We start from the raw sequence: 19,174 nt of genomic DNA, 5'->3' as shown, positions 1-19,174 counted from the left end.
TTTTCGGCAACGGTAGAATGCGGCTTGCGAGGGCGCTCAGTTTACAACTATTTTGTCCGCCCACATCTGGATAACTGGCTGTGCTTATCCGACATCATGTCTCATGGAGTAAAATTTTAAACACCGATATAGAGTTGTTTGTTGCTGTCAAATTTCACCCTCTTAGAGTGAAGCTCCTCTTTATCTCAAAAAGCAGGAGCACACCATGAGACTTCCTTTCGAACTCGACCCGCAGATTATTCACCATATTATTTACAACCAGGCTGGCTCGATCGGTAAAGCCGTCATTGAGCTGCTGATGAATGCCGTCGATGCGCAGGCTGCTGATGTGTCGTTGGCACTGACCCGTGATGGTTTTGAATGCTTGGATAACGGCAATGGTTTTGCCAGTCGCGAGGAGGTGTTGCGCTATTTTGGCCGCTTTGGCACTCCTCATGATGAAGGGGATGCGACTTATGGTCGTTTTCGCCTGGGGCGGGGCCAGATTATGGCTCATGCCCGTACCGTCTGGCGTTCAAAAGTCTGGAGGATGACTGTTGATACCCGCACGATGGGGTACAACTACGACTTGGATGAACAGGTCGAGAACAACGCCATATCGGGATGCCTTATCACCGGCGAGTGGTATGAGCCGATGACAGAGACTGAGCTGTTGTCAGCAGTCCAGGAAATTCGTGACCTGGTTCGTTATACCCCCATTCGGGTTGAACTAAATGGGCGGCAGATATCCCGTGACCCCTGTGGTGAGAAATGGGATTTTGAGGACGATGTCGCGTATTACCGGGTCAAGGAGGAAGGGGCTGTTTCAATTTATAACCAGGGGGTTCTGGTTCGCCATGACTCTGCTCACCAGTGGGGAGCGGGGGGGCTGATTGTTTCAAAGCAGGCGATAAGCCTGAACATTTCCCGCACCGAAATACTGCGTAAAACCTGCCCAGTGTGGAAACAGATTGCCCGCCAGTTTGGCAAAATGGCTGACGAACTGACTTCCCGGTTAGGCGACCATCGCAAGACCGAGGCCCGTCGAGAAAAATCAGCACAAGCTCTGTTGGCGGGTGACCCAAAACTGACCGAGATTTTCAGACAGGAGGAAACCGTCACGATTTTGCCGGGTAAGCGGCATATCTCTCTGTATGACTTTCTGCGCAAATGCCATCACGCCGGGCAATGCCCAGGGGGCGTATTTACGGTAGCAGAGAATGCCTTTGATGTGCCAAAAGGGGAGGCGATAGCCCGGTCCGGTATTGCCGTGGTGGTTCATCCGCAGACATTATCCCGCTTTGGTTGCTATCACGGCCAGGATTTTTTGGATGCGATTGACCGTATTAAAAATAATGTGCTGCAAAGCATCGGAAATGAGCCTCCCTATTGGGGCTGGGGGTACTCACTTGAATTGCCTGGGCTGGTAGCCTTTTCTACTCTGCGAGAAGCCTACGTTGAACGTACCCAGATATTGACCGAGAAGGAGGCTTTGGATAAAGAGACGCGCCGGGCCTGGACGGCTTTGCGCTGGTGCCTGTATCACTATGCCTGTTTATGTACCGGGGGGAGGCGATGGTCTACGGGGCAAAGCAATGGGGGAAAACGTTTCCATATTCTTATCGGGAACTCAAACCGTGCAGAAGCGTGGACGGATGGGCACAGTTATATCGCGTTTAATGTGGATGTCATCCGGCGACTTAAAAAACAACCGATGAAGGTGGCTGGATACCTTTTCAGCCTGCTGGAGCATGAAATCGCCCATGAAGGTGACAGCCTGGAATGTGGGCATGATGAAGCGTTTTACCAGCGTTTTCATGATATCACCGTCAATTTCAGTGAGGAGCGCCAGCGCTACCTGCATATCTGGCTGATGAAATACACCACCAGTCTGGAGCAGGAAGGGAAGACTCGGGGTAATGCCTGGCGTGAGCGTTATTTGCTGGACAGGGCCGGTAGTGGTCGGGAGAAAAGGGGATTACCCGGCCTGGAGTCGGTGAGTGATGACCCGGTGATGACCTCTCCGGTGCCAGCGGAAGATACCCGATTCATTGACCTGCAGAACATGCGTCTGGTGCAGGCGGGATTGTGTCCACTGCCATCGAACTGGGCCGATGTCGTTACCCAAGGCCTCCAGGCCCAGCAGGCGATAGCTGAGGAACAGCGGCAAGCGGCAGAAAATAGACGACGGGATGATGCTGAATGGGAGCATTTGACCACGCAACTCAATGAAGATGATAATCTCTGGCAGGTTGACATAGCTGAACAAGAGGCTTTGGAGGAACAGGAACGGGAACGGATAGCCACCCTGCTGCAAGTACCTCTTGGGGCTATTGTGGATGACATCTTATATTGGATGATGGGAGAAAACGAATCAGCAATACGCCAATATTGGGTAGATAAGCCGTGGGAACAGACACCACTGAGTAAATATTCTGCTGATGTTGTAGCATTAATCAAGCGAGGTGAGACGGTCTGGCTGTTGGAGCGAAATACTGCCGCAGCGGGTTTTATGCGGGTAGAGGACTATCTTAAATGGCGGGCAGAGCAGGAGAGGGACGTATGCTGAAGGCCTTTCTGAAGTATTTGCCTGTTGCATCGGGTATGAGGGGGCACGGTAATAATCATCCTGTACCGCCATCGCCAGCCATCCCGGTGCCGGATGGCTATCACGCTCCGCTATCGGTTTCAGAGCAGTTGGCCGTTGCCCGGAGAGGGCAGTGGTTGCAGATGCTGTGGGATTATTCATCACTGCCCAAAAACCTGTATCAGCAATATTACCTGCAGCCACTTGAACACTGTGTCACGTTGATGCAGCAATTTCCGGCCACGGAGAGTGGCCACCACGCTTATCTGGGCGGGATGGTCGATTATCTGTTGGAAACGGTGGCTTATGCAGCCCGGCTCTCAAAAAACTATCTGTTGCCGATGGGCGCTCCCCCCGAGGAGCAGGCGACACAGAGTACCGCCTGGAATGCAGTGATTGTTTATGCAGCTATGGTGCAATCGCTTGATGGGCTCAGTCAGATTGATGTGGAACTGGTGAGTGGGCAGCGTTGGACGGCACTGAAGGCTAGGCCCGGAGAACCCTATCGTTTTCGTTTCAAACCCGTGACAGGTGACACACAGACGCAAAGCCTGAACGCGATGCTGGCTTGGAAAGTTATTCCTGATGAGGTACTGCTCTGGTTGAGTTCCTGGCCGGAAATCTTGAACACGTTAGCGCTGTATGTGACGGGATTTCGGGATGAGGCCGGGATAGTCAATGCCATCGTATCGGACGCTATTCGTGCCTCAACGGGAAAAACGGTTCCGGTTGTTGCATCTTCAACTGTACCACTGCCTCTTGCCGCGTCGGAAAGAGTACCTTCGGCAGATGGCATAGCCCGTATCGCCGAACAGCCCCCTCTTCAATCTTCTATTGAACAAGTGGTGTCGGTCAATCAGGTTTTATCACTAGACAGTGCCGTGGGCGATAGCGCTTTCAGTGCAGGGGAAGTGGCACGAACTGAACAAGAAGACAATGCCATCCGCGATTTATTGGCGGTGATGGGCCTTTCTGAAGAACAAGACCCGATAACAACCTTACACAATATATCGCCTCAAACACCCAGAACGAACGAAGCTGTTGCCTTTCCTGGTACTGATCATGTTGGCGAAAAATTTTGGCAATGGCTGAGTGAGGGATGTTGTCGTGGCATTTTTCCTGTTAACACCCCCCATGCCCGGATACATATTATTGCGGGCTACGTGTTTGTCCGTGCACCAGCTATATTCCACCAATTTCTCACGGAAAACCGAGAAAGTACGGAAGATAAAACAAGTTTGCAAAATGCCTTTGAACGGTTAGGCATGCATCGGCAGGATAATGGAATGATGTATACCTGCCATCTCTATCAAAATGAAGCCAAAGAAGGGCGGTTTCAGAAGATGGCGGGTTACCTCATTCCTGTTGCAAAGGTTTATGGTGCTGCTCCTCCCCCGGCTAACAGTACTCTGGTGATAATACGTCCATAGGGAGTTAAGCATAAATAAAAGTGAGGGGGTCATACTCATACTTTTATTTATGCGACTTTATTTATTTTCCATTGTTGAGTATATCTGGTTATTTATATCTTTTATTCTGACAGGTTTAGTTAGCATAGATACAGATGATATAGGACTTTCGGTTGAATATGCACTGATAAAAATGAATGGTGTGTTTTTATTGGGGCCGTCCATAATGCGGATTTTTTTATAAAGCTCGTCACCGGTCATTATTGGCATTTGAAGATCACTCAATACTAGATCATATGATTTTCTCAATAATTTCTCCAAAGCACGCTCAGGTGATGTCGTGTACTCTGCTTTATAGCCTGCACTACCCAGTAATGATGCTATTGATGTGCAAGACATTTCATTATCATCGACCAGAAGAATTTTTATTTCTTTATACATTGAGTTAAAAAGATGCCCTTGTTCATTTACATTTACCTGATTTTCACTACTAAATGAAGATATTTCTATAGGGAGTCGTACGGTAAAAACACTTCCTTTACCTATATCACTCTTAACAGAAATACTCCCTCGCATTGCTTTTATAACACCGTTAACGATAGCAAGCCCCATGCCGAAACCTGGAATCTCTTTACTATTGTTTATCCTTACAAATGGGGAAAATATTGATGTTATTTTGTCTTTAGGTATTCCTTGCCCATTATCCTTTACTTTAATAATAAGCGTGTTATTTTCCTCGATTGATGCAGTTATAAAAACAGTGCCTATCTCTGTATATTTAATGGCATTAGTGATTAGATTTTCCATTATCTGCATTAGTCGAGCCGAATCGCTAATAATAAAAATATCTGGTATTTTATTAGCCTCAACAGTAACAGACGGTTTAGGTAATAGAACGACAGAATCACTGATGGACGTATTTATTAAGCGCTTAAGATTAAATGATGACTTATTAATCTCAACATATCCGTTGTCAATTTTAGCAAACTCAGCTAAGTCTTTCATTTGCCGTTCCATTTTTGTAGCCGCATTTTCTAAACGATGAAAATGTTGCTTATTATAATCATTGTTTCTAATGACAACATCAATAGATGATATTATTGCTTGTAATGATGTTCGCAATTCATGGCCCACAACCCCTAAAAAGGCGTTTTTATTATTAAATGCTTTTTTCTCTGAATCTAATAATTTATTCAATTTAAAAAGATAAAAAGATGTTATCACGCAAAGTGATGAAACTAAAATAGCAGTTATGGTAAGTAGAGTGAATAGTTGTTTTCTTTTCTCTTTAAAATCCTCTAATGCCATTGTTCTCTGTTTGACTTCTGCATGATCAGCCAAGTTATTTAATAATGTAGAGTAAGGTTTTATTTCATCGACGAGGCTCACGACTTTTTTTATATTGGGACTGGGAGTGTTAATATATAAATCAACGGTATTAAGTTTATCATATATAGAGTCAATGGTTTCCTTATATCCCTTTTGTTTATACAATGGTGTTGTTGATTCACTTTCATTTCTTATTATCTGTACTCTGGAATATAAAATATCTAGTTTTTCCCTTATTTCTTCCATGTTTTCATCAGCAGTACCGATTGAAGAATAAACTTCTGAAACCTTAATCAGAGAGTAAAATTCTGATAGCTGAATCGAAAACTTTGCTATCGCCCAAGAGTAATTTTCTTGTGTGCCACTTATAGCATACAGCGATTTTTCTGAAAGCATTGAGTTGTATTTTATTATGGTGGAAACGACAAAAAATAACGCAATTGATATTCCTGAAAGTAAAAATAGAAAGTTTCTTTTCATTTACATCACCGATATTTTATTTATTTGCCAAACGAATCTTGATAAATATATTGGCTTGTTAAGATTTGGAATGTCATCAACTGGATAAATACTAAAGTAGGGGCCGAAATCTCTAATTGTGAGGGGCTTACCATCCATTCTATTTGCTAGAATGATACCATAGTTCTCAACATCAGTAATAGGGATATCCACCCAATAATTATTTAATGCACTGATTCTAAGAGTCTTTCCGTATGCTCCTACTTTATTCAGAATATCCTTAAGCTTAACGCCTTCAAATGTTACACGATGGCCTTTTGGTGTCCAAGATGTTGTTGTTTTTATTATTGACTTCTCCATTTTATCAAAGTTCTCTTTTGATAAAACAAAAAAACCATCATCGTTTATAATTTTTATCTTACCCTCTATCCTAATATCTCCAGTTTTAGCTATTAAGAAAAAAGGGATAATGAGTAGTGAAATTAATAGCAGAAAGCGGTTTTTTAAATTAAACATAAAATTCCTCAAATTTAGATTCAATTAATTTAATAAGATTGGCATTTTCACTATTATGTATTCCATCAGTTTCGAATGTACCAATATAGTACGATTCACAGTTTTTATAATAAAAACTGCGATATGTGGGTCTTACAGTGGTAAATATACATGTTGTTGGTATTTCAAACCCGGCACCAATATGAAGGGCTGAGGAGTCACAAGTATATAAATATTTTGAGTTTTTTACTATAGAAATAAAATTTTCTGTTTTTTTTGAAAGAGCTTTTATATTGATGTAATTATCATGCTCAATGTCAGTGAATCCCATTATTTTTTTTTGATGCTTTTTGCTAAGTTCCTCTACTATTTTTTGATGAAATCGTGACGGAATGCTTCTGATTTTAGTACTTGCATCTGGACAAAATAAAACATAATCACCCAATGAAACTTCAGGTAGCTCTACATCTTTAAGCCAATAATTAGATTTTTCACAATCTTCAATTTCTTTTGGATTAACTCCAAGGTTGTATAAAAAGAAATCATGCATTTCTTTTTTAGAAAAGTCCTTCCAATATAATTGATTACCTATGTCTATAATTATACTATCTTGGGTGTGGGGGATTTCTTCTATGTCAAAAGGCATGTATGATAAAGTATCAATGATGTTTTTTGACAATAAATAAATATCGTTAACATAGCTAGGACACAGTTCTGGTCTTATAACTCTAATGTTGATGTCATTATTTAATTTTTTTATTGTATATAATGCATTTATTCCAACAATGGAGTCACCTAGTGTAACCCCCATACCATTTATAATAGTAAGGTTTTTTATGTCTTTGTAATTTACCTTTATTTTTCTTTTGGAGTTATTATGGATAATATCCTTTTCTAATGGCGTTAATTTCCCATAAGTAGATATCTTGCCCGCACCGTAAGGTGAAACAATAAATTTCCCCTCCAATAGAAGACTACCATTATGTTCTAACAATAATTTATTCATATTTATTTAGAAAAGTATTTGTCTAGATTAGATTTAATTAAATTCCCTCTAACTGGTTTCTCGTAAGGGCCGGTGATATCATAATCATGAATAGCATGTGAAATCTCTTGATCTACTATTCCTTCTAGTTGTCCAGTGAGCACCAGTATCATTGAGTTTTTTTTCTGTGATTGCCTGATTTTTTTTATGGTGTTGAAAACTGTTTTATCGCCAATAACCCAATCTAAAATATATGCATCATATGGGGAAATATTCAAACTATTCTCCATGTCTTCAATTTTGTAAAATGTGTCTACGCTGTAACAATCTTTACTTATAATATCTTTTAGACAATCAACAATAATTTTCTCATCATCTAGAATTGCTATTCTGCGCTTTACAGCTTCTAAGGTTCGCGGATAAATATGAAGGTATTTAATGTTTCTTTTTGATTCAAAAAGAAAGCTATCTTTGATTTCATCAGTTCTAACGACAAACCAGTCATCGTTAATTTTTAGAGCCGAGTATTCTGTAACTTTGTTTATACCTTCATCAGATAGATAAATTTTACATGGTAAATCAATTTTACCATCGCTCCATGTTGCTTCATGAATTTCTGTTACTGTATGACTATACATGTCAAAAAAGTCACTCATTTCCATATCGATGGATTTAATGACCTTGATCAACTGGGATACTTCCCATTTAGACGCCCCGCTTAATTTTTTATGAGCGGCGGCTGTGGTGATATCCAAAATTCGTCCTGTGTAGCCGATGTGTTTTTGCTTTGGTACTCCCTTCATCGTTAACACTCTGGATATCATTTCCCCCAGAGGATTATCATCTTTTTGATCTAGATCACAGTCCATCATTACCCTCTCAGAACTATATCGATTTGTATTGGTACTGATTCTAACCTTAACGTTATTTTTTTCAATGAAAACAATCCCTTTTCATGTCTTACAATGAAATGTTACTTCATTTAATTATTAAATATCAATTTTTGTGTCGTGTAAGTTTGTAATTGTTTGCAAATGATACTTTTGTGATGTAAATTCAGAGATGCTTATGATTCGTAAGAACCAACACCAGGGAAAGATGGAATAATAATAATACTAATGGAATAAGCGATCAGATTATGTCTCTTATAATGCTGTTCTATACATTGAGTATATTCTTGCTGACGACATTCAACGCTCCGGCAACAATGGAGCGTTTTTTATAAAATAAACTTTTAAACATTCATTTAGAGTTTTTTGTTGTGGTCACCATTATCCTTCATAGAGTGGAGCACCTGTTAACAGTTAACGACTAGGATACCCACACTCTATGTACACTCATGAAGAATATGACCATACTTCTCAATGGTTTGATGCCGTTTATGCTCTAAATAGGTGGCCTGTACCGGTCTGGCAAATGGATATTGCCGAAATGTTTTCGCATTTCTGGCAGGTAGCTCTTTGATTATTTATGAATAAATCCTGGAGAACATCTGGTGACTTGTGAACAGTTATTAACATTTAATGAGCTGTTGGAGCATTATTTTTTCAATCACGCCGTTCGTAATGACACCGAGTGGAGTTATCGGAAGGTGGTGAGGACTTTTTTGCGGTTTACCGCCAAAATGCCGAATGAAATTGATAACAAACTGGTGCTTGAATGGCGCAGGTACGTTTTGAAAGAACAACAATTACAGGCGACAACCTGGAATAATAAAGTGACACACATGAGGGCGTTGTTTAATTTCGGGATGAAAAGTGGACTACTGCAGCATCAGGATAATCCCTTTAACAAAGCGGTGGTTCGGGCGGGGAGGAAAAAGAAGAAGATCCTGACCGAGGGGCAAACATCGGCGGTGTACCGTCTGATGGCGCAGTATGAAGAGCGTGAACAGTTACAGGGTGGTAGTCTCGCAGTGAACTGGCGAGTTCATGCCTGCAAACCTGCTTGGTTTTGGCTAACGGTGCTTGATACCCTCAGTTACACCGCGATACGTCAAAACCAGCTCCGGCATATACGCATCTGTGACGTCAATCTTGAAGAACGCTGGCTGGATTTGATTATCGCTGGTGCGAAGAATCACCGCGAATTGCGTCTTCCCATTATTAGCGAACTGTACCCCCGACTGGAGAAACTGGTGAGCCGATCACTGGAGGTCGGTGCGGAACCGGAGGAGCAGTTGTTCAATGTGAATCGCTTTGATGTGGGACGCAGGGCAAAACAGCAGGGGGAAGTGGCAGACATGGGGATTTACCCTATCCGGGCTTTTTTTCGGCGACTTTCGCGGGAGTGCCGGTTTGTCGTCAGTCCGCACCGTTTTCGGCATACGGTGGCCACCAACATGATGAAGTCCCCTGATCGCAATATCCAGGCCGTCAAACGTTTGCTGGGGCATTCGAGTTTACGTTCTACGCTGGAGTATATTGATGAGGATGTGGAGAGTTTGCGGGATATTCTGGAGCAGGAATTCAAGCGGTAGGCACATAACCACGGAGGGGATCACAGTATCCCCTTGACATAATTTGACATTTGCAGACGAAAACTGTAAAAATCGCATACGATATAGCCCACCTACTGCCATAGGCGGGCTTATCAAGAGCCTTCTATCACAATCGGATAATGGTAATACTGAATATAACCATTCTATTGCGTGTTTGGACTCATTTCATACCTGTCAACTTTTCATCCTGAAGAATTGACAAGTGCTTCTGAATTTGATGGTGCCCGGACTCGGAATCGAACCAAGGACACGGGGATTTTCAATCCCCTGCTCTACCGACTGAGCTATCCGGGCAACGGGGCGCATTAAACCGTATTGGCCGTGCGGCGTCAACGGCTTTGTGGCAAAAAACATGAAAACAGCATCAATTGCTGGCTTTTCAGGCAAATAGCACCGGGTGATAAAGATAAGAGCGTGCCATTTGCTTAGCTTAGAGCACCGTATTTGCGGCATTGAGCGATTTTCAAAATATCCTCTGCCAACTGTTTGGCGAGTGAAACATCCTGTAATTGCCGTTTTATCAGCAGTTTGCTCAGGCAGCCTTCCTGCACTAACTCCATTTGCTGTGCCACCGTGTCGGCGTCTTCGGTTTCCATTTCGCGCAGCAGATTACGGGTGAAATCTAACGAAGCCTGCTTCTGTTGTTCAGCCAGTTGATGGATTGGGTGATCGGTGGCGGGGAAGAAACTGCAGGCAGCGATAAACAGGCAGCCGGGATAACGCTCATTCTGCACGTGCTCGGTTAGAACATCGTAACGTGCCAACAGCTTCTGCTGCGGGTTCAGCGTTTCATCAATCAGTAACTGGCGGCGCCAAGTATCAATCTGTTGGCTGTGATAGCGCAGGCAGTCATATAGCAACGCTTCACGATCCGGCCAGAACGGTCTCATCGCACTGAGTTGTATACCCAGCTTTTCTGCCAGCATTTCCAATGTGGTGGTCGCTAAGCCCTGTTTTTCTAACAGCTCCAAGGCTGTATCTAAAACGTGTTCACGTTGCACTTATGCTTCCTCCCAAAAAATGTGCTTAACCTTTCTACCCGTCATACTGCAAGTTGCAGATACATTGCCCCGTCTGTGGGTCGGGCCGTTGCAAGCAGCGTTTAAATTTTAATGTCAGCTCCTGGGTAGAGTATAACTATTGTGGTGCAAACCCAGTTTGCTGCAAATGCGCGCTGAACGCCGACGCATCCATAAACCCCGTCACGCGAGCATCCGACACTTCTTCACCTGCCTGGTTAAAGAACAGAATGGTGGGCAGGCCCAGCACCTGTAAATGTTTGAGTAAGGCCACCTGTTCGGCGTTATTGGCGGTCACGTCAGCCTGCAACAGCAAGGTATCGGCCAATTGTGCTTGCACTGCTGGATCGCTGAACGTGTATTTTTCAAACTCTTTGCAGGCGACACACCAATCTGCATACAGATCCAGCATAACTGGTTTTCCCTGTGCCTGCCGTAGCTCAACATTAAGTTGTTCAATATTATTAATGCGAGTGAAGTTCAGGTGCGACTGAGTGGCCTGCTGCGATGCAGGCTGGCCAAATACCCAATCCTGTAGTGGGCGGGCGGCGATCACCAACGCTGCCAGTAGCAATAACTGTATGATACGCACTGCCCCATGGGAGGATTTCAGGCTTAACACGAATGCCCAGCCTAAGAAAGCAATGCCAAGCAGGCTCCACAGCCGTAGACCCCAGATATCGCCGAACACTCGTTCAAGCAGGAACACCGGCAGTGCTAAAATCACGAAACCAAAGGCTTCTTTGACGTATTGCATCCATGGGCCGCTACGTGGCAGCAGGCGATTACCAAACAGCGTTACGATCACCAGCGGAATGCCCATGCCCAAGGCGTACAGATACAAGGTGCCGCCACCGGCCCACATATTGCCGCTCTGGGCGATGTACAGCAGGATAGCGCTGAGTGGGGCGGTGGTGCAGGGAGAACAAATCAGCCCAGCCAATCCACCCATCACAAATACGCCTGCCAGAGAGCCCCCTTGCTGAGTATTGCTCCAGTTTGCCAGCCGCGTTTGCAGCGCGGAGGGGAGTTGCAGGGAATAACAACCAAACATGGATAAAGCCAAGGCGGCAAACAGTACCGACAGCCCGATCAGCACGTAAGGGTGTTGCAGCGCAGCCTGAAACTGCAACCCGGCGGCGGCCACCACCAGGCCGAGTAAGGTGTAGGTCAGCGCCATGCCCTGTACATAGACGACTGCCAGCACCAGAATGCGCCCGTTGCTGTGTGGCCGTTCCCGGCCAAGAATAATGCCGGAAATCAGCGGATACATTGGCAAGACACAGGGGGTGAACGCAATACCGACCCCGATCAGCAAAGCCCACAGCGGTGAAAATGGCAGGTGAGCTGGCGGCGTTTCAGCAGGAGTAACGGGTGCCGTGGGTTCAACAGCGGCGGCAGTTACCGCATCCAGTGGGATAACACGCGTTTCCGGCGGATAGCAGAAACCGGCTGCGGCGCAGCCCTGATAGGTCACGCTCAGGCTGGCGTTGGCGTCTGCTTGCAAGAGCGGAATGTTCAGCGTCAATTGCTGCTTGAAAATCGCTGTTTCACCAAAGAATTCATCTTGGTGGTTCAGCCCGGCGGGTAATTCAAACTTGCCGAGAGTCGCTTGTTGCGGAATCAGTTTGATCTGCTGACGATACAGATAATAGCCTGGGCGGATCTGCCAGTTCAGGGTTAGTTGGCGGTCTTGTTGTTTAAAATCGAAGGCAAATGCCTGATCGACAGGCACAAACGCATTACTACCGCTTTGGCCGAACAGCGAGGCCTGTAGCGTTTGCGGCAGGAAGAACAGACTGCAAAGCAGCAATATCAGTTTAATGAGGCGTTGATCCATGACAGGTAGTCTTTATCTCCAGTCATCACCGGCAGCACTAACAGTTCAGGGGTTTGATGCGGGTGGTGTTGTTTCAGGTAAGCGAGCAAAGCTTGCTGATGCTGGCGGTCACTTTTGAGCAGCATCTGAACTTCGTATTCCTGTTGCAGTTTTCCTTCCCAGTAATACAGCGAAGATGCACCGGGCAACAATGTGGCGCAGGCGGCCAGTTTTTCCCCCAGGACATGCGCCGCCAGTTCTTGGGCGGTTGCCTCGTCGGGTGTGGTACAGAGTATGACGACAGCTTCACTATCAGACATCTTCAATCCCTCTCAACCAGGTTATCAGCAAGGCACTATACCTTGAAGCAAGGTTGGCTAGAAGGCGAGTTTATCAACGGAGAGAAAATGAAAGGCGAAAAGCGGGGCCGTAACCCCGCCTGAGGATCACAGAATCATGCCGCCCAGCAGGAAGCCGAATATCACCGCGAATAGCACGCCCATGGTGCCGGGAATGAAAAACGGGTGGTTAAACACAAAGCGCCCGATGCGCGTGGTGCCGGTATCATCCATCTGCACCGCCGCTACCAGCGTTGGGTAGGTTGGCAGAATGAACAGACCGGAAACGGCAGCAAAGGAGGCGATGGCTGTCAGCGGGGTAACGTTCAGAGCCAATGCCATTGGCATTAACGCTTTGGCGGTAGCGGCCTGAGAGTACAACAGCGCTGAACAGAAGAAGAAGATCACCGCCAGCAGCCAAGGGTGTGATTGGATCACGGTGCCTGCGGTTTCTTTGATCCAATCGATATTGGCCTGCACGAAGGTATCACCCAACCAGGCAACACCCAGAATACAGATACAGGCGCTCATCCCGGCTTTGAAGGTGCTGGAGTTCAGCACCATATCTGTATCAACACGGCACAGAATGGTGGTCAAAGTAGCCACGCTCAGCATGATGATCAGAATGGCGTTGGTGGTGTTCATCAACGGTGTGGCGACCAACCCCATACTTGGGCTGTTGATAATGGCATAAGCCACCACGCACAGCACTCCTGCCAGGAACAACAGTACAGAGGTTTTTGCACCGGCTTTGATCTCCAGAACCTGATCACCGCGCAGGGTAATCAAGCCTTCTTCAAAACGTTTTTGATAGACAGGGTCATCGGTCAGTTTGGAGTCAAACAACCAGGTCACTAACAGCGACATCAATAACACGGCGAGGAAGGTGGAAGGGATCACCACCATCAGCATGTGTAGATAGCTGACGCCGTGGCCTTCCATGACTGAAGACATATAGACCACCGCTGCGGAGATTGGCGAAGCGGTAATGGCGATCTGTGCAGAAACCACGGCGGTAGACAGTGGGCGGCAAGGTTTGATGCCCTGTTCCTTGGCGACTTCGGCAATAACGGGCAGCGCGGAAAGGGAAATATTACCAGTACCGGCAAAGATGGTCAGAAAATAGGTGACGATCGGGGCCAGAATGGTGATGTATTTTGGGTTTTTCCGCAGCAGCTTTTCAGTTTGCTGCACCAGATAATCCATACCTCCGGCAACCTGCATGGCGGCGATAGCGGCGATGACTGCCATAATGATGGAGATAACATCGAAGGGAATACTGCCAGGTTTGACGCCAATCATTGCCAATACCAATACCCCAAGACCCCCGGCGAAGCCGATCCCGATGCCTCCTAATCTGGCCCCTAAAAAGATGGCGAGTAGAACGATCACTAACTCTACGGCTAACATAGTGTTTACCCCTTAAAATGAAGATTTATCCCCTTGCTACTTGAAGCTGCTGGCTGCGTGATTTAGCCCTTTGGACTGCCTCTTACCGTTGGCCTGCTACTCCAGGTATTTTAGGAAGATGAAAAAAAAAAGTTAAAAAGTTGTAGGAGCCAGAAAGTAAAAAGGCACGCTATCCAAAGGGATGAGCGTGCCTTTCAGGCTACCGGATGTGTCTGTTATTGTTCATTTTCATCGGTATAACGTTTCGCTTTATAGGCTGGGTGCATCAAGTTCTCCACTGAGAAGATGTCATCCAGTTCGGCTGCGGTCAGCAACCCGCGTTCCAGCACCACCTCGCGCACGCTCTTACCGGTTTCAGCACAAATCTTGCCGACAATGTCACCGTTGTGGTGGCCAATGAACGGGTTCAGATAAGTCACGATACCGATAGAGTTGAACACGTAGTGCTCACACACTTCTTTATTGGCGGTAATACCATTAATGCATTTTTCCAATAGGTTATAGCAGGCGTTTGTCAGGATGTGAATGGATTCAAACATCGCCTGGCCAATCACCGGCTCCATCACGTTCAACTGCAACTGGCCCGCTTCAGCCGCCATGGTAACGCAAGTATCATTACCGATCACTTTAAAGCAGACCTGGTTCACCACTTCTGGGATCACCGGGTTCACTTTGGCAGGCATGATGGAAGAACCAGCCTGTAATTCTGGCAGATTGATTTCATTCAAGCCAGCGCGCGGGCCAGAAGACAGCAAACGCAGGTCGTTACAGATCTTGGAAAGCTTCACCGCCAGGCGTTTCAATGCACCATGCACCATCACATAGGCACCGCAGTCAGAAGTTGCTTCGATCAGGTCTTCAGCAGGGAGAACGGGTAAATTACTGACTTCTGCCAGCTTCTGTACTGCCAGGTTTGGGTAGCCTTCCGGGGTGTTCAGCGCAGTACCAATTGCCGTGGCCCCCAGGTTCACCTCCAACAACAACTCCGCTGTGCGATGCAGGTTGCGGGTTTCTTCATTCAGCAGCACGCTGAAGGCACGGAACTCCTGGCCCAGCGTCATAGGAACCGCATCCTGCAACTGGGTGCGGCCCATTTTCAGGATGGTAGCGAATTCTTGGGATTTGCGGTCAAAGCCTTCACGCAATTGGTTGATGGCATCGATCAGCTTCTGGTTAGAGGCGTATACCGCGATGCGAAAGCCAGTAGGGTAGGCATCGTTGGTAGACTGACATTTGTTGAGATGATCATTTGGATTCAGGTACTGATATTCACCTTTCTGGTGGCCCATCAGTTCCAGGCCAATATTCGCCAGCACTTCGTTGGTATTCATGTTCAGTGAGGTACCTGCCCCCCCTTGAAACACATCCACCGGGAATTGATCCATACACTTGCCTTTATCCAGCACTTCGTCGCAAGCCTGGATGATGGTATCGGCGATTTTGCGTGGAATAGTTTTCAACTCTTTGTTAGCCATTGCCGCCGCTTTTTTCACCATGACCATGCCACGGACAAACTCAGGAACATCACTGATTTTACTGTTGCTGATATAGAAGTTTTCAATCGCACGCAGAGTATGAATACCATAGTAGGCTTCTGCGGGGACTTCACGTGTACCTAACAGGTCTTCTTCGATACGAATGTTGTTTGACATGAGAACCTTCTCTATGTTGCTGCCGAATTAATAAGTTACCAGACTAAAGAAATTATATTGCCGAGAGCTTCAAGTGTGGAAGTATTGACCGCCACGATTGTTGCTGCCCAGATCATATGCTGCCTAGTAATAAATGAATGAACGCAGATCACTATCTGGCATTTAAGAAAACCATAGCTTTTGAATTATGTGAACTGTTTCACGCTTAGTGACTTTAGCAATGAAAGATTTGTCAGGTTGAAATAACCCTTGGTAACCTCCATTCTAAAGAGGGTTAACCTATTGCAGGTTCCATTTTTGTGTATGCACCACCGGGTGGATATGCCGACTCTACTGAGAGGAGAAACTGGTGCGCTGGTTACCGTTATTATTGTTATTTCTGCTGGCCTATATAGAAATCTTGTTATTTATTAAAGTTGCTGCCGTGCTTGGTGTGGCAACAACTCTGCTGCTGGTGGTATTTACCTCCTGCGTGGGCGTTTCTCTGGTGCGGAATCAGGGAGTGAAAACGTTTATGCAGATGCAGCAAAAATTGGCTGCGGGCGAAAGCCCGGCAGCGGAAATGATAAAAAGCGTTTCGTTGGTACTGGCGGGGTTCTTGCTGCTGTTGCCGGGTTTTTTCACCGATTTCCTGGGATTGCTGCTACTGCTGCCGCCGGTACAAAAAACTCTGACGCTAAAGCTGATGCCACATCTTTCCGTCTATCGCTCCAGGGGCTGGGGCCAGAACGGTGGTGGTGCGGCCAATGGCAATACCTTTGAAGGTGAATTCCAGCGTAAAGACGATGATCGCCATACTCTGGATCAGCCACAGGACGAGCGTGAAAAGCGCAATGATCGTTAATAATTCCTTTCAGAGACGCGGCCATATGGCCGCGTCTCTGCCAGCAGGGTTAACCATTTCTCCTTCAAAAAGAAATTTTTTTTGATTTTACCCCTTGAAGATAGCTGGAATGCCCCCATCTTAAATTCCACGAGGCCGGTATGATGTCCGGTGAACAACCCTAAATCTGATAGAGACCTTCTTACAGGAGAGCGTTCAATGAGTATTCGTCCATTGCATGACCGCGTTATCGTCAAGCGTAAAGAAGTTGAATCAAAATCTGCTGGCGGCATCGTTCTGACTGGCTCTGCGGCGGGTAAATCTACTCGTGGTGAAGTAGTAGCCGTTGGTAAAGGACGTGTTCTGGAAAGCGGCAGCATTCAACCGCTGGATGTGAAAGTAGGTGATATCGTAATTTTCAACGACGGTTACGGCGTGAAAGTAGAGAAGATCGACAATGATGAAGTGTTGATCATGTCTGAAAGCGACATTCTGGCAATTGTGGAAGCGAAATAACGCTTTATATCTTTCTGAACTGAACGAGTTGAAGGGAAATACCAATGGCAGCTAAAGACGTAAAATTTGGCAATGATGCTCGCGTGAAGATGCTCCGCGGTGTGAATGTGCTTGCTGATGCAGTAAAAGTAACCCTGGGCCCGAAAGGCCGTAACGTAGTGCTGGATAAATCCTTCGGCGCTCCAGCCATTACCAAAGATGGCGTATCCGTAGCCCGTGAAATCGAACTGGAAGACAAGTTTGAGAACATGGGTGCGCAAATGGTGAAAGAAGTTGCCTCTAAAGCGAACGACGCTGCGGGTGACGGCACCACCACTGCCACCGTATTGGCTCAATCCATTATCACCGAAGGCCTGAAAGCAGTGGCTGCCGGTATGAACCCGATGGACCTGAAGCGCGGTATCGATAAAGCCGTTATCGCCGCGGTGGAAGAACTGAAAAAACTGTCCGTACCTTGCTCTGATTCCAAAGCAATCGCACAGGTAGGCACCATCTCTGCAAACTCCGACGAAACCGTGGGTAAACTGATTGCAGAAGCGATGGAAAAAGTGGGTAAAGAAGGCGTTATCACCGTTGAAGAAGGCACCGGCCTGCAAGACGAGCTGGACGTAGTTGAAGGTATGCAGTTCGATCGCGGCTACCTGTCTCCTTACTTCATCAACAAGCCAGAAACCGGTTCTGTTGAGCTGGAAAGCCCGTTCATCCTGCTGGCTGACAAAAAAATCTCCAACATCCGCGAAATGCTGCCAGTGCTGGAAGCCGTTGCTAAAGCAGGCAAACCGCTGCTGATCATCGCTGAAGATGTTGAAGGCGAAGCGCTGGCGACTCTGGTGGTTAACACCATGCGCGGCATTGTGAAAGTGGCTGCGGTTAAAGCACCTGGTTTCGGCGATCGCCGTAAAGCCATGCTGCAAGACATCGCTACTTTGACGGCCGGTACGGTGATCTCTGAAGAGATCGGTCTGGAGCTGGAAAAAGCCACTCTGGAAGACTTGGGCCAGGCCAAACGCGTGGTGATCAACAAAGACACCACCATCATTATTGATGGCGTGGGCGACGAAAAGACCATTCAGGGCCGTGTTGTTCAGATTCGTCAGCAGATCGAAGAAGCAACTTCTGACTACGATCGTGAAAAACTTCAGGAGCGTGTTGCTAAACTGGCTGGCGGCGTTGCCGTTATCAAAGTTGGCGCAGCCACTGAAGTTGAAATGAAAGAGAAGAAAGCCCGCGTTGAAGATGCCCTGCACGCAACCCGTGCTGCGGTTGAAGAAGGCGTGGTTGCTGGTGGTGGCGTGGCGCTGATCCGCGTAGCGGGTAAGATCGCTAACCTGAAAGGCGACAACGAAGATCAGAGCGTAGGAATCAAGGTAGCGCTGCGTGCGATGGAATCACCACTGCGTCAGATCGTTATCAACGCAGGTGAAGAAGCTTCTGTGATTGCTAACAACGTGAAAGCGGGTGAAAGCAACTACGGTTACAACGCCTACACTGAAGAATATGGCGATATGATCGCGATGGGCATCCTGGACCCAACCAAAGTAACCCGTTCTGCTTTGCAGTACGCGGCTTCTGTGGCTGGCCTGATGATCACCACCGAATGCATGATCACTGACCTGCCGAAAGAAGATAAAGCTGACATGGGCGCAGCAGGCATGGGCGGCATGGGTGGCATGGGCGGTATGATGTAACCCTCCCCACACTTTTGTGTGTTAAAAACCCCGGCCAATAACATGGCTGGGGTTTTTTTATCTCTCAATCCTCAATAACTCTCATTAAGCCATTTGCTCTCTGGCGTCATTCGCGCGCCAACGCACCTGCAACGTGCGGTAGGAAGGGCGTAACGGTTTATTTTCT

General features: G+C 46.4%; 15 protein-coding genes and 1 tRNA gene. 6 read left to right on the top strand and 10 right to left on the bottom strand.

The features are described 5' to 3' along the window. Positions 1-205 precede the first annotated feature (205 nt). Entirely contained in the window at positions 206-2,548 is a 2,343-nt protein-coding gene (locus Z042_RS01725; protein ID WP_024910547.1) for an ATP-binding protein, read from the top strand. Further along, complete coding sequence (locus Z042_RS01720) at positions 2,542-3,996, top strand: TraI domain-containing protein (RefSeq protein WP_024910548.1); 1,455 nt, start codon at positions 2,542-2,544, stop codon at positions 3,994-3,996. Before Z042_RS01725 ends, Z042_RS01720 begins: the two co-directional genes overlap by 7 nt. 57 nt (positions 3,997-4,053) lie before the next feature. On the opposite strand, the gene Z042_RS01715 is transcribed toward Z042_RS01720, so the two are convergent. The 4 genes from Z042_RS01715 to Z042_RS01700 are packed head-to-tail and all read right to left on the bottom strand — an operon-like array spanning position 4,054 to position 8,115. Then, positions 4,054-5,784: a hybrid sensor histidine kinase/response regulator gene (locus Z042_RS01715; RefSeq protein WP_024910549.1), complete on the bottom strand. Its 1,731-nt coding sequence runs from the start codon at positions 5,782-5,784 to the stop codon at positions 4,054-4,056. Continuing rightward, positions 5,785-6,279: a putative pterin-binding protein gene (locus tag Z042_RS01710; RefSeq protein ID WP_024910550.1), complete on the bottom strand. Its 495-nt coding sequence runs from the start codon at positions 6,277-6,279 to the stop codon at positions 5,785-5,787. Next, on the bottom strand, positions 6,272-7,264 hold the full coding sequence (locus Z042_RS01705; RefSeq protein ID WP_024910551.1) for a glycosyltransferase family 9 protein: 993 nt from the start codon (positions 7,262-7,264) through the stop codon (positions 6,272-6,274). The genes Z042_RS01710 and Z042_RS01705 overlap by 8 nt, the downstream gene beginning before the upstream one ends. Positions 7,265-7,266: 2 nt before the next feature. Next, positions 7,267-8,115 carry a helix-turn-helix domain-containing protein gene (locus tag Z042_RS01700; protein ID WP_024910552.1) on the bottom strand — a complete coding sequence of 283 codons (849 nt, stop codon included), beginning with the start codon at positions 8,113-8,115 and terminating at the stop codon, positions 7,267-7,269. A gap of 719 nt (positions 8,116-8,834) precedes the next feature. Here Z042_RS01700 and Z042_RS01695 point away from each other — a divergent pair. Further along, a complete protein-coding gene (locus Z042_RS01695) occupies positions 8,835-9,722 on the top strand; it encodes a tyrosine-type recombinase/integrase (protein WP_470254560.1) in 888 nt (295 codons plus the stop codon). Positions 9,723-9,961: 239 nt separating this feature from the next. Here the strand turns inward: Z042_RS01695 and Z042_RS01690 are convergent. The 6 genes from Z042_RS01690 to aspA form a co-directional block, all read right to left on the bottom strand. Further along, positions 9,962-10,037 (bottom strand) — tRNA-Phe (locus Z042_RS01690). Positions 10,038-10,168: 131 nt separating this feature from the next. Next, entirely contained in the window at positions 10,169-10,744 is a 576-nt protein-coding gene (locus Z042_RS01685; RefSeq protein ID WP_024910554.1) for a transcriptional regulator, read from the bottom strand. 136 nt (positions 10,745-10,880) lie between these two features. Next, positions 10,881-12,602, bottom strand: a complete 1,722-nt coding sequence (locus Z042_RS01680) for a protein-disulfide reductase DsbD (protein WP_024910555.1) — start codon at positions 12,600-12,602, stop codon at positions 10,881-10,883. Further along, complete coding sequence (gene cutA, locus Z042_RS01675) at positions 12,578-12,901, bottom strand: divalent cation tolerance protein CutA (protein WP_024910556.1); 324 nt, start codon at positions 12,899-12,901, stop codon at positions 12,578-12,580. The genes Z042_RS01680 and cutA overlap by 25 nt, the downstream gene beginning before the upstream one ends. Before the next feature lie 126 nt (positions 12,902-13,027). After that, on the bottom strand, positions 13,028-14,329 hold the full coding sequence (locus Z042_RS01670) for an anaerobic C4-dicarboxylate transporter (RefSeq protein WP_024910557.1): 1,302 nt from the start codon (positions 14,327-14,329) through the stop codon (positions 13,028-13,030). Positions 14,330-14,544: 215 nt separating this feature from the next. After that, positions 14,545-15,981: an aspartate ammonia-lyase gene (gene aspA, locus Z042_RS01665; protein ID WP_024910558.1), complete on the bottom strand. Its 1,437-nt coding sequence runs from the start codon at positions 15,979-15,981 to the stop codon at positions 14,545-14,547. A 349-nt stretch (positions 15,982-16,330) separates the two neighbouring features. On the opposite strand from aspA, the gene Z042_RS01660 reads away from it, so the two are divergent. The 3 genes from Z042_RS01660 to groL all read left to right on the top strand — a co-directional run bounded on the left by Z042_RS01660 (position 16,331) and on the right by groL (position 19,008). Continuing rightward, positions 16,331-16,825: an FxsA family protein gene (locus tag Z042_RS01660; protein ID WP_024910559.1), complete on the top strand. Its 495-nt coding sequence runs from the start codon at positions 16,331-16,333 to the stop codon at positions 16,823-16,825. A 198-nt stretch (positions 16,826-17,023) separates the two neighbouring features. Next, a complete protein-coding gene (locus Z042_RS01655) occupies positions 17,024-17,320 on the top strand; it encodes a co-chaperone GroES (RefSeq protein ID WP_024910560.1) in 297 nt (98 codons plus the stop codon). 44 nt (positions 17,321-17,364) lie between these two features. Then, positions 17,365-19,008: a chaperonin GroEL gene (gene groL, locus Z042_RS01650; RefSeq protein ID WP_024910561.1), complete on the top strand. Its 1,644-nt coding sequence runs from the start codon at positions 17,365-17,367 to the stop codon at positions 19,006-19,008. The last annotated feature ends 166 nt before the right edge of the window (positions 19,009-19,174 follow it).

The organism is Chania multitudinisentens RB-25 (assembly GCF_000520015.2).
Classification (GTDB): domain Bacteria; phylum Pseudomonadota; class Gammaproteobacteria; order Enterobacterales; family Enterobacteriaceae; genus Chania; species Chania multitudinisentens.
Note: the sequence above shows the minus strand (reverse complement) of the source record. Positions and strands in the feature narration are given on the sequence as shown.

Excerpts from the sequence above, each read along its gene's own strand:
- Z042_RS01725 (WP_024910547.1), top strand. The coding sequence starts at position 206 with ATGAGACTTCCTTTCGAACTCGACCCGCAGATTATTCACCATATTATT.
- Z042_RS01720 (WP_024910548.1), top strand. The coding sequence starts at position 2,542 with ATGCTGAAGGCCTTTCTGAAGTATTTGCCTGTTGCATCGGGTATGAGG.
- Z042_RS01715 (WP_024910549.1), bottom strand. The coding sequence starts at position 5,784 with ATGAAAAGAAACTTTCTATTTTTACTTTCAGGAATATCAATTGCGTTA.
- Z042_RS01710 (WP_024910550.1), bottom strand. The coding sequence starts at position 6,279 with ATGTTTAATTTAAAAAACCGCTTTCTGCTATTAATTTCACTACTCATT.
- Z042_RS01705 (WP_024910551.1), bottom strand. The coding sequence starts at position 7,264 with ATGAATAAATTATTGTTAGAACATAATGGTAGTCTTCTATTGGAGGGG.
- Z042_RS01700 (WP_024910552.1), bottom strand. The coding sequence starts at position 8,115 with ATGATGGACTGTGATCTAGATCAAAAAGATGATAATCCTCTGGGGGAA.
- Z042_RS01680 (WP_024910555.1), bottom strand. The coding sequence starts at position 12,602 with ATGGATCAACGCCTCATTAAACTGATATTGCTGCTTTGCAGTCTGTTC.
- cutA (WP_024910556.1), bottom strand. The coding sequence starts at position 12,901 with ATGTCTGATAGTGAAGCTGTCGTCATACTCTGTACCACACCCGACGAG.
- Z042_RS01670 (WP_024910557.1), bottom strand. The coding sequence starts at position 14,329 with ATGTTAGCCGTAGAGTTAGTGATCGTTCTACTCGCCATCTTTTTAGGG.
- aspA (WP_024910558.1), bottom strand. The coding sequence starts at position 15,981 with ATGTCAAACAACATTCGTATCGAAGAAGACCTGTTAGGTACACGTGAA.
- Z042_RS01655 (WP_024910560.1), top strand. The coding sequence starts at position 17,024 with ATGAGTATTCGTCCATTGCATGACCGCGTTATCGTCAAGCGTAAAGAA.
- groL (WP_024910561.1), top strand. The coding sequence starts at position 17,365 with ATGGCAGCTAAAGACGTAAAATTTGGCAATGATGCTCGCGTGAAGATG.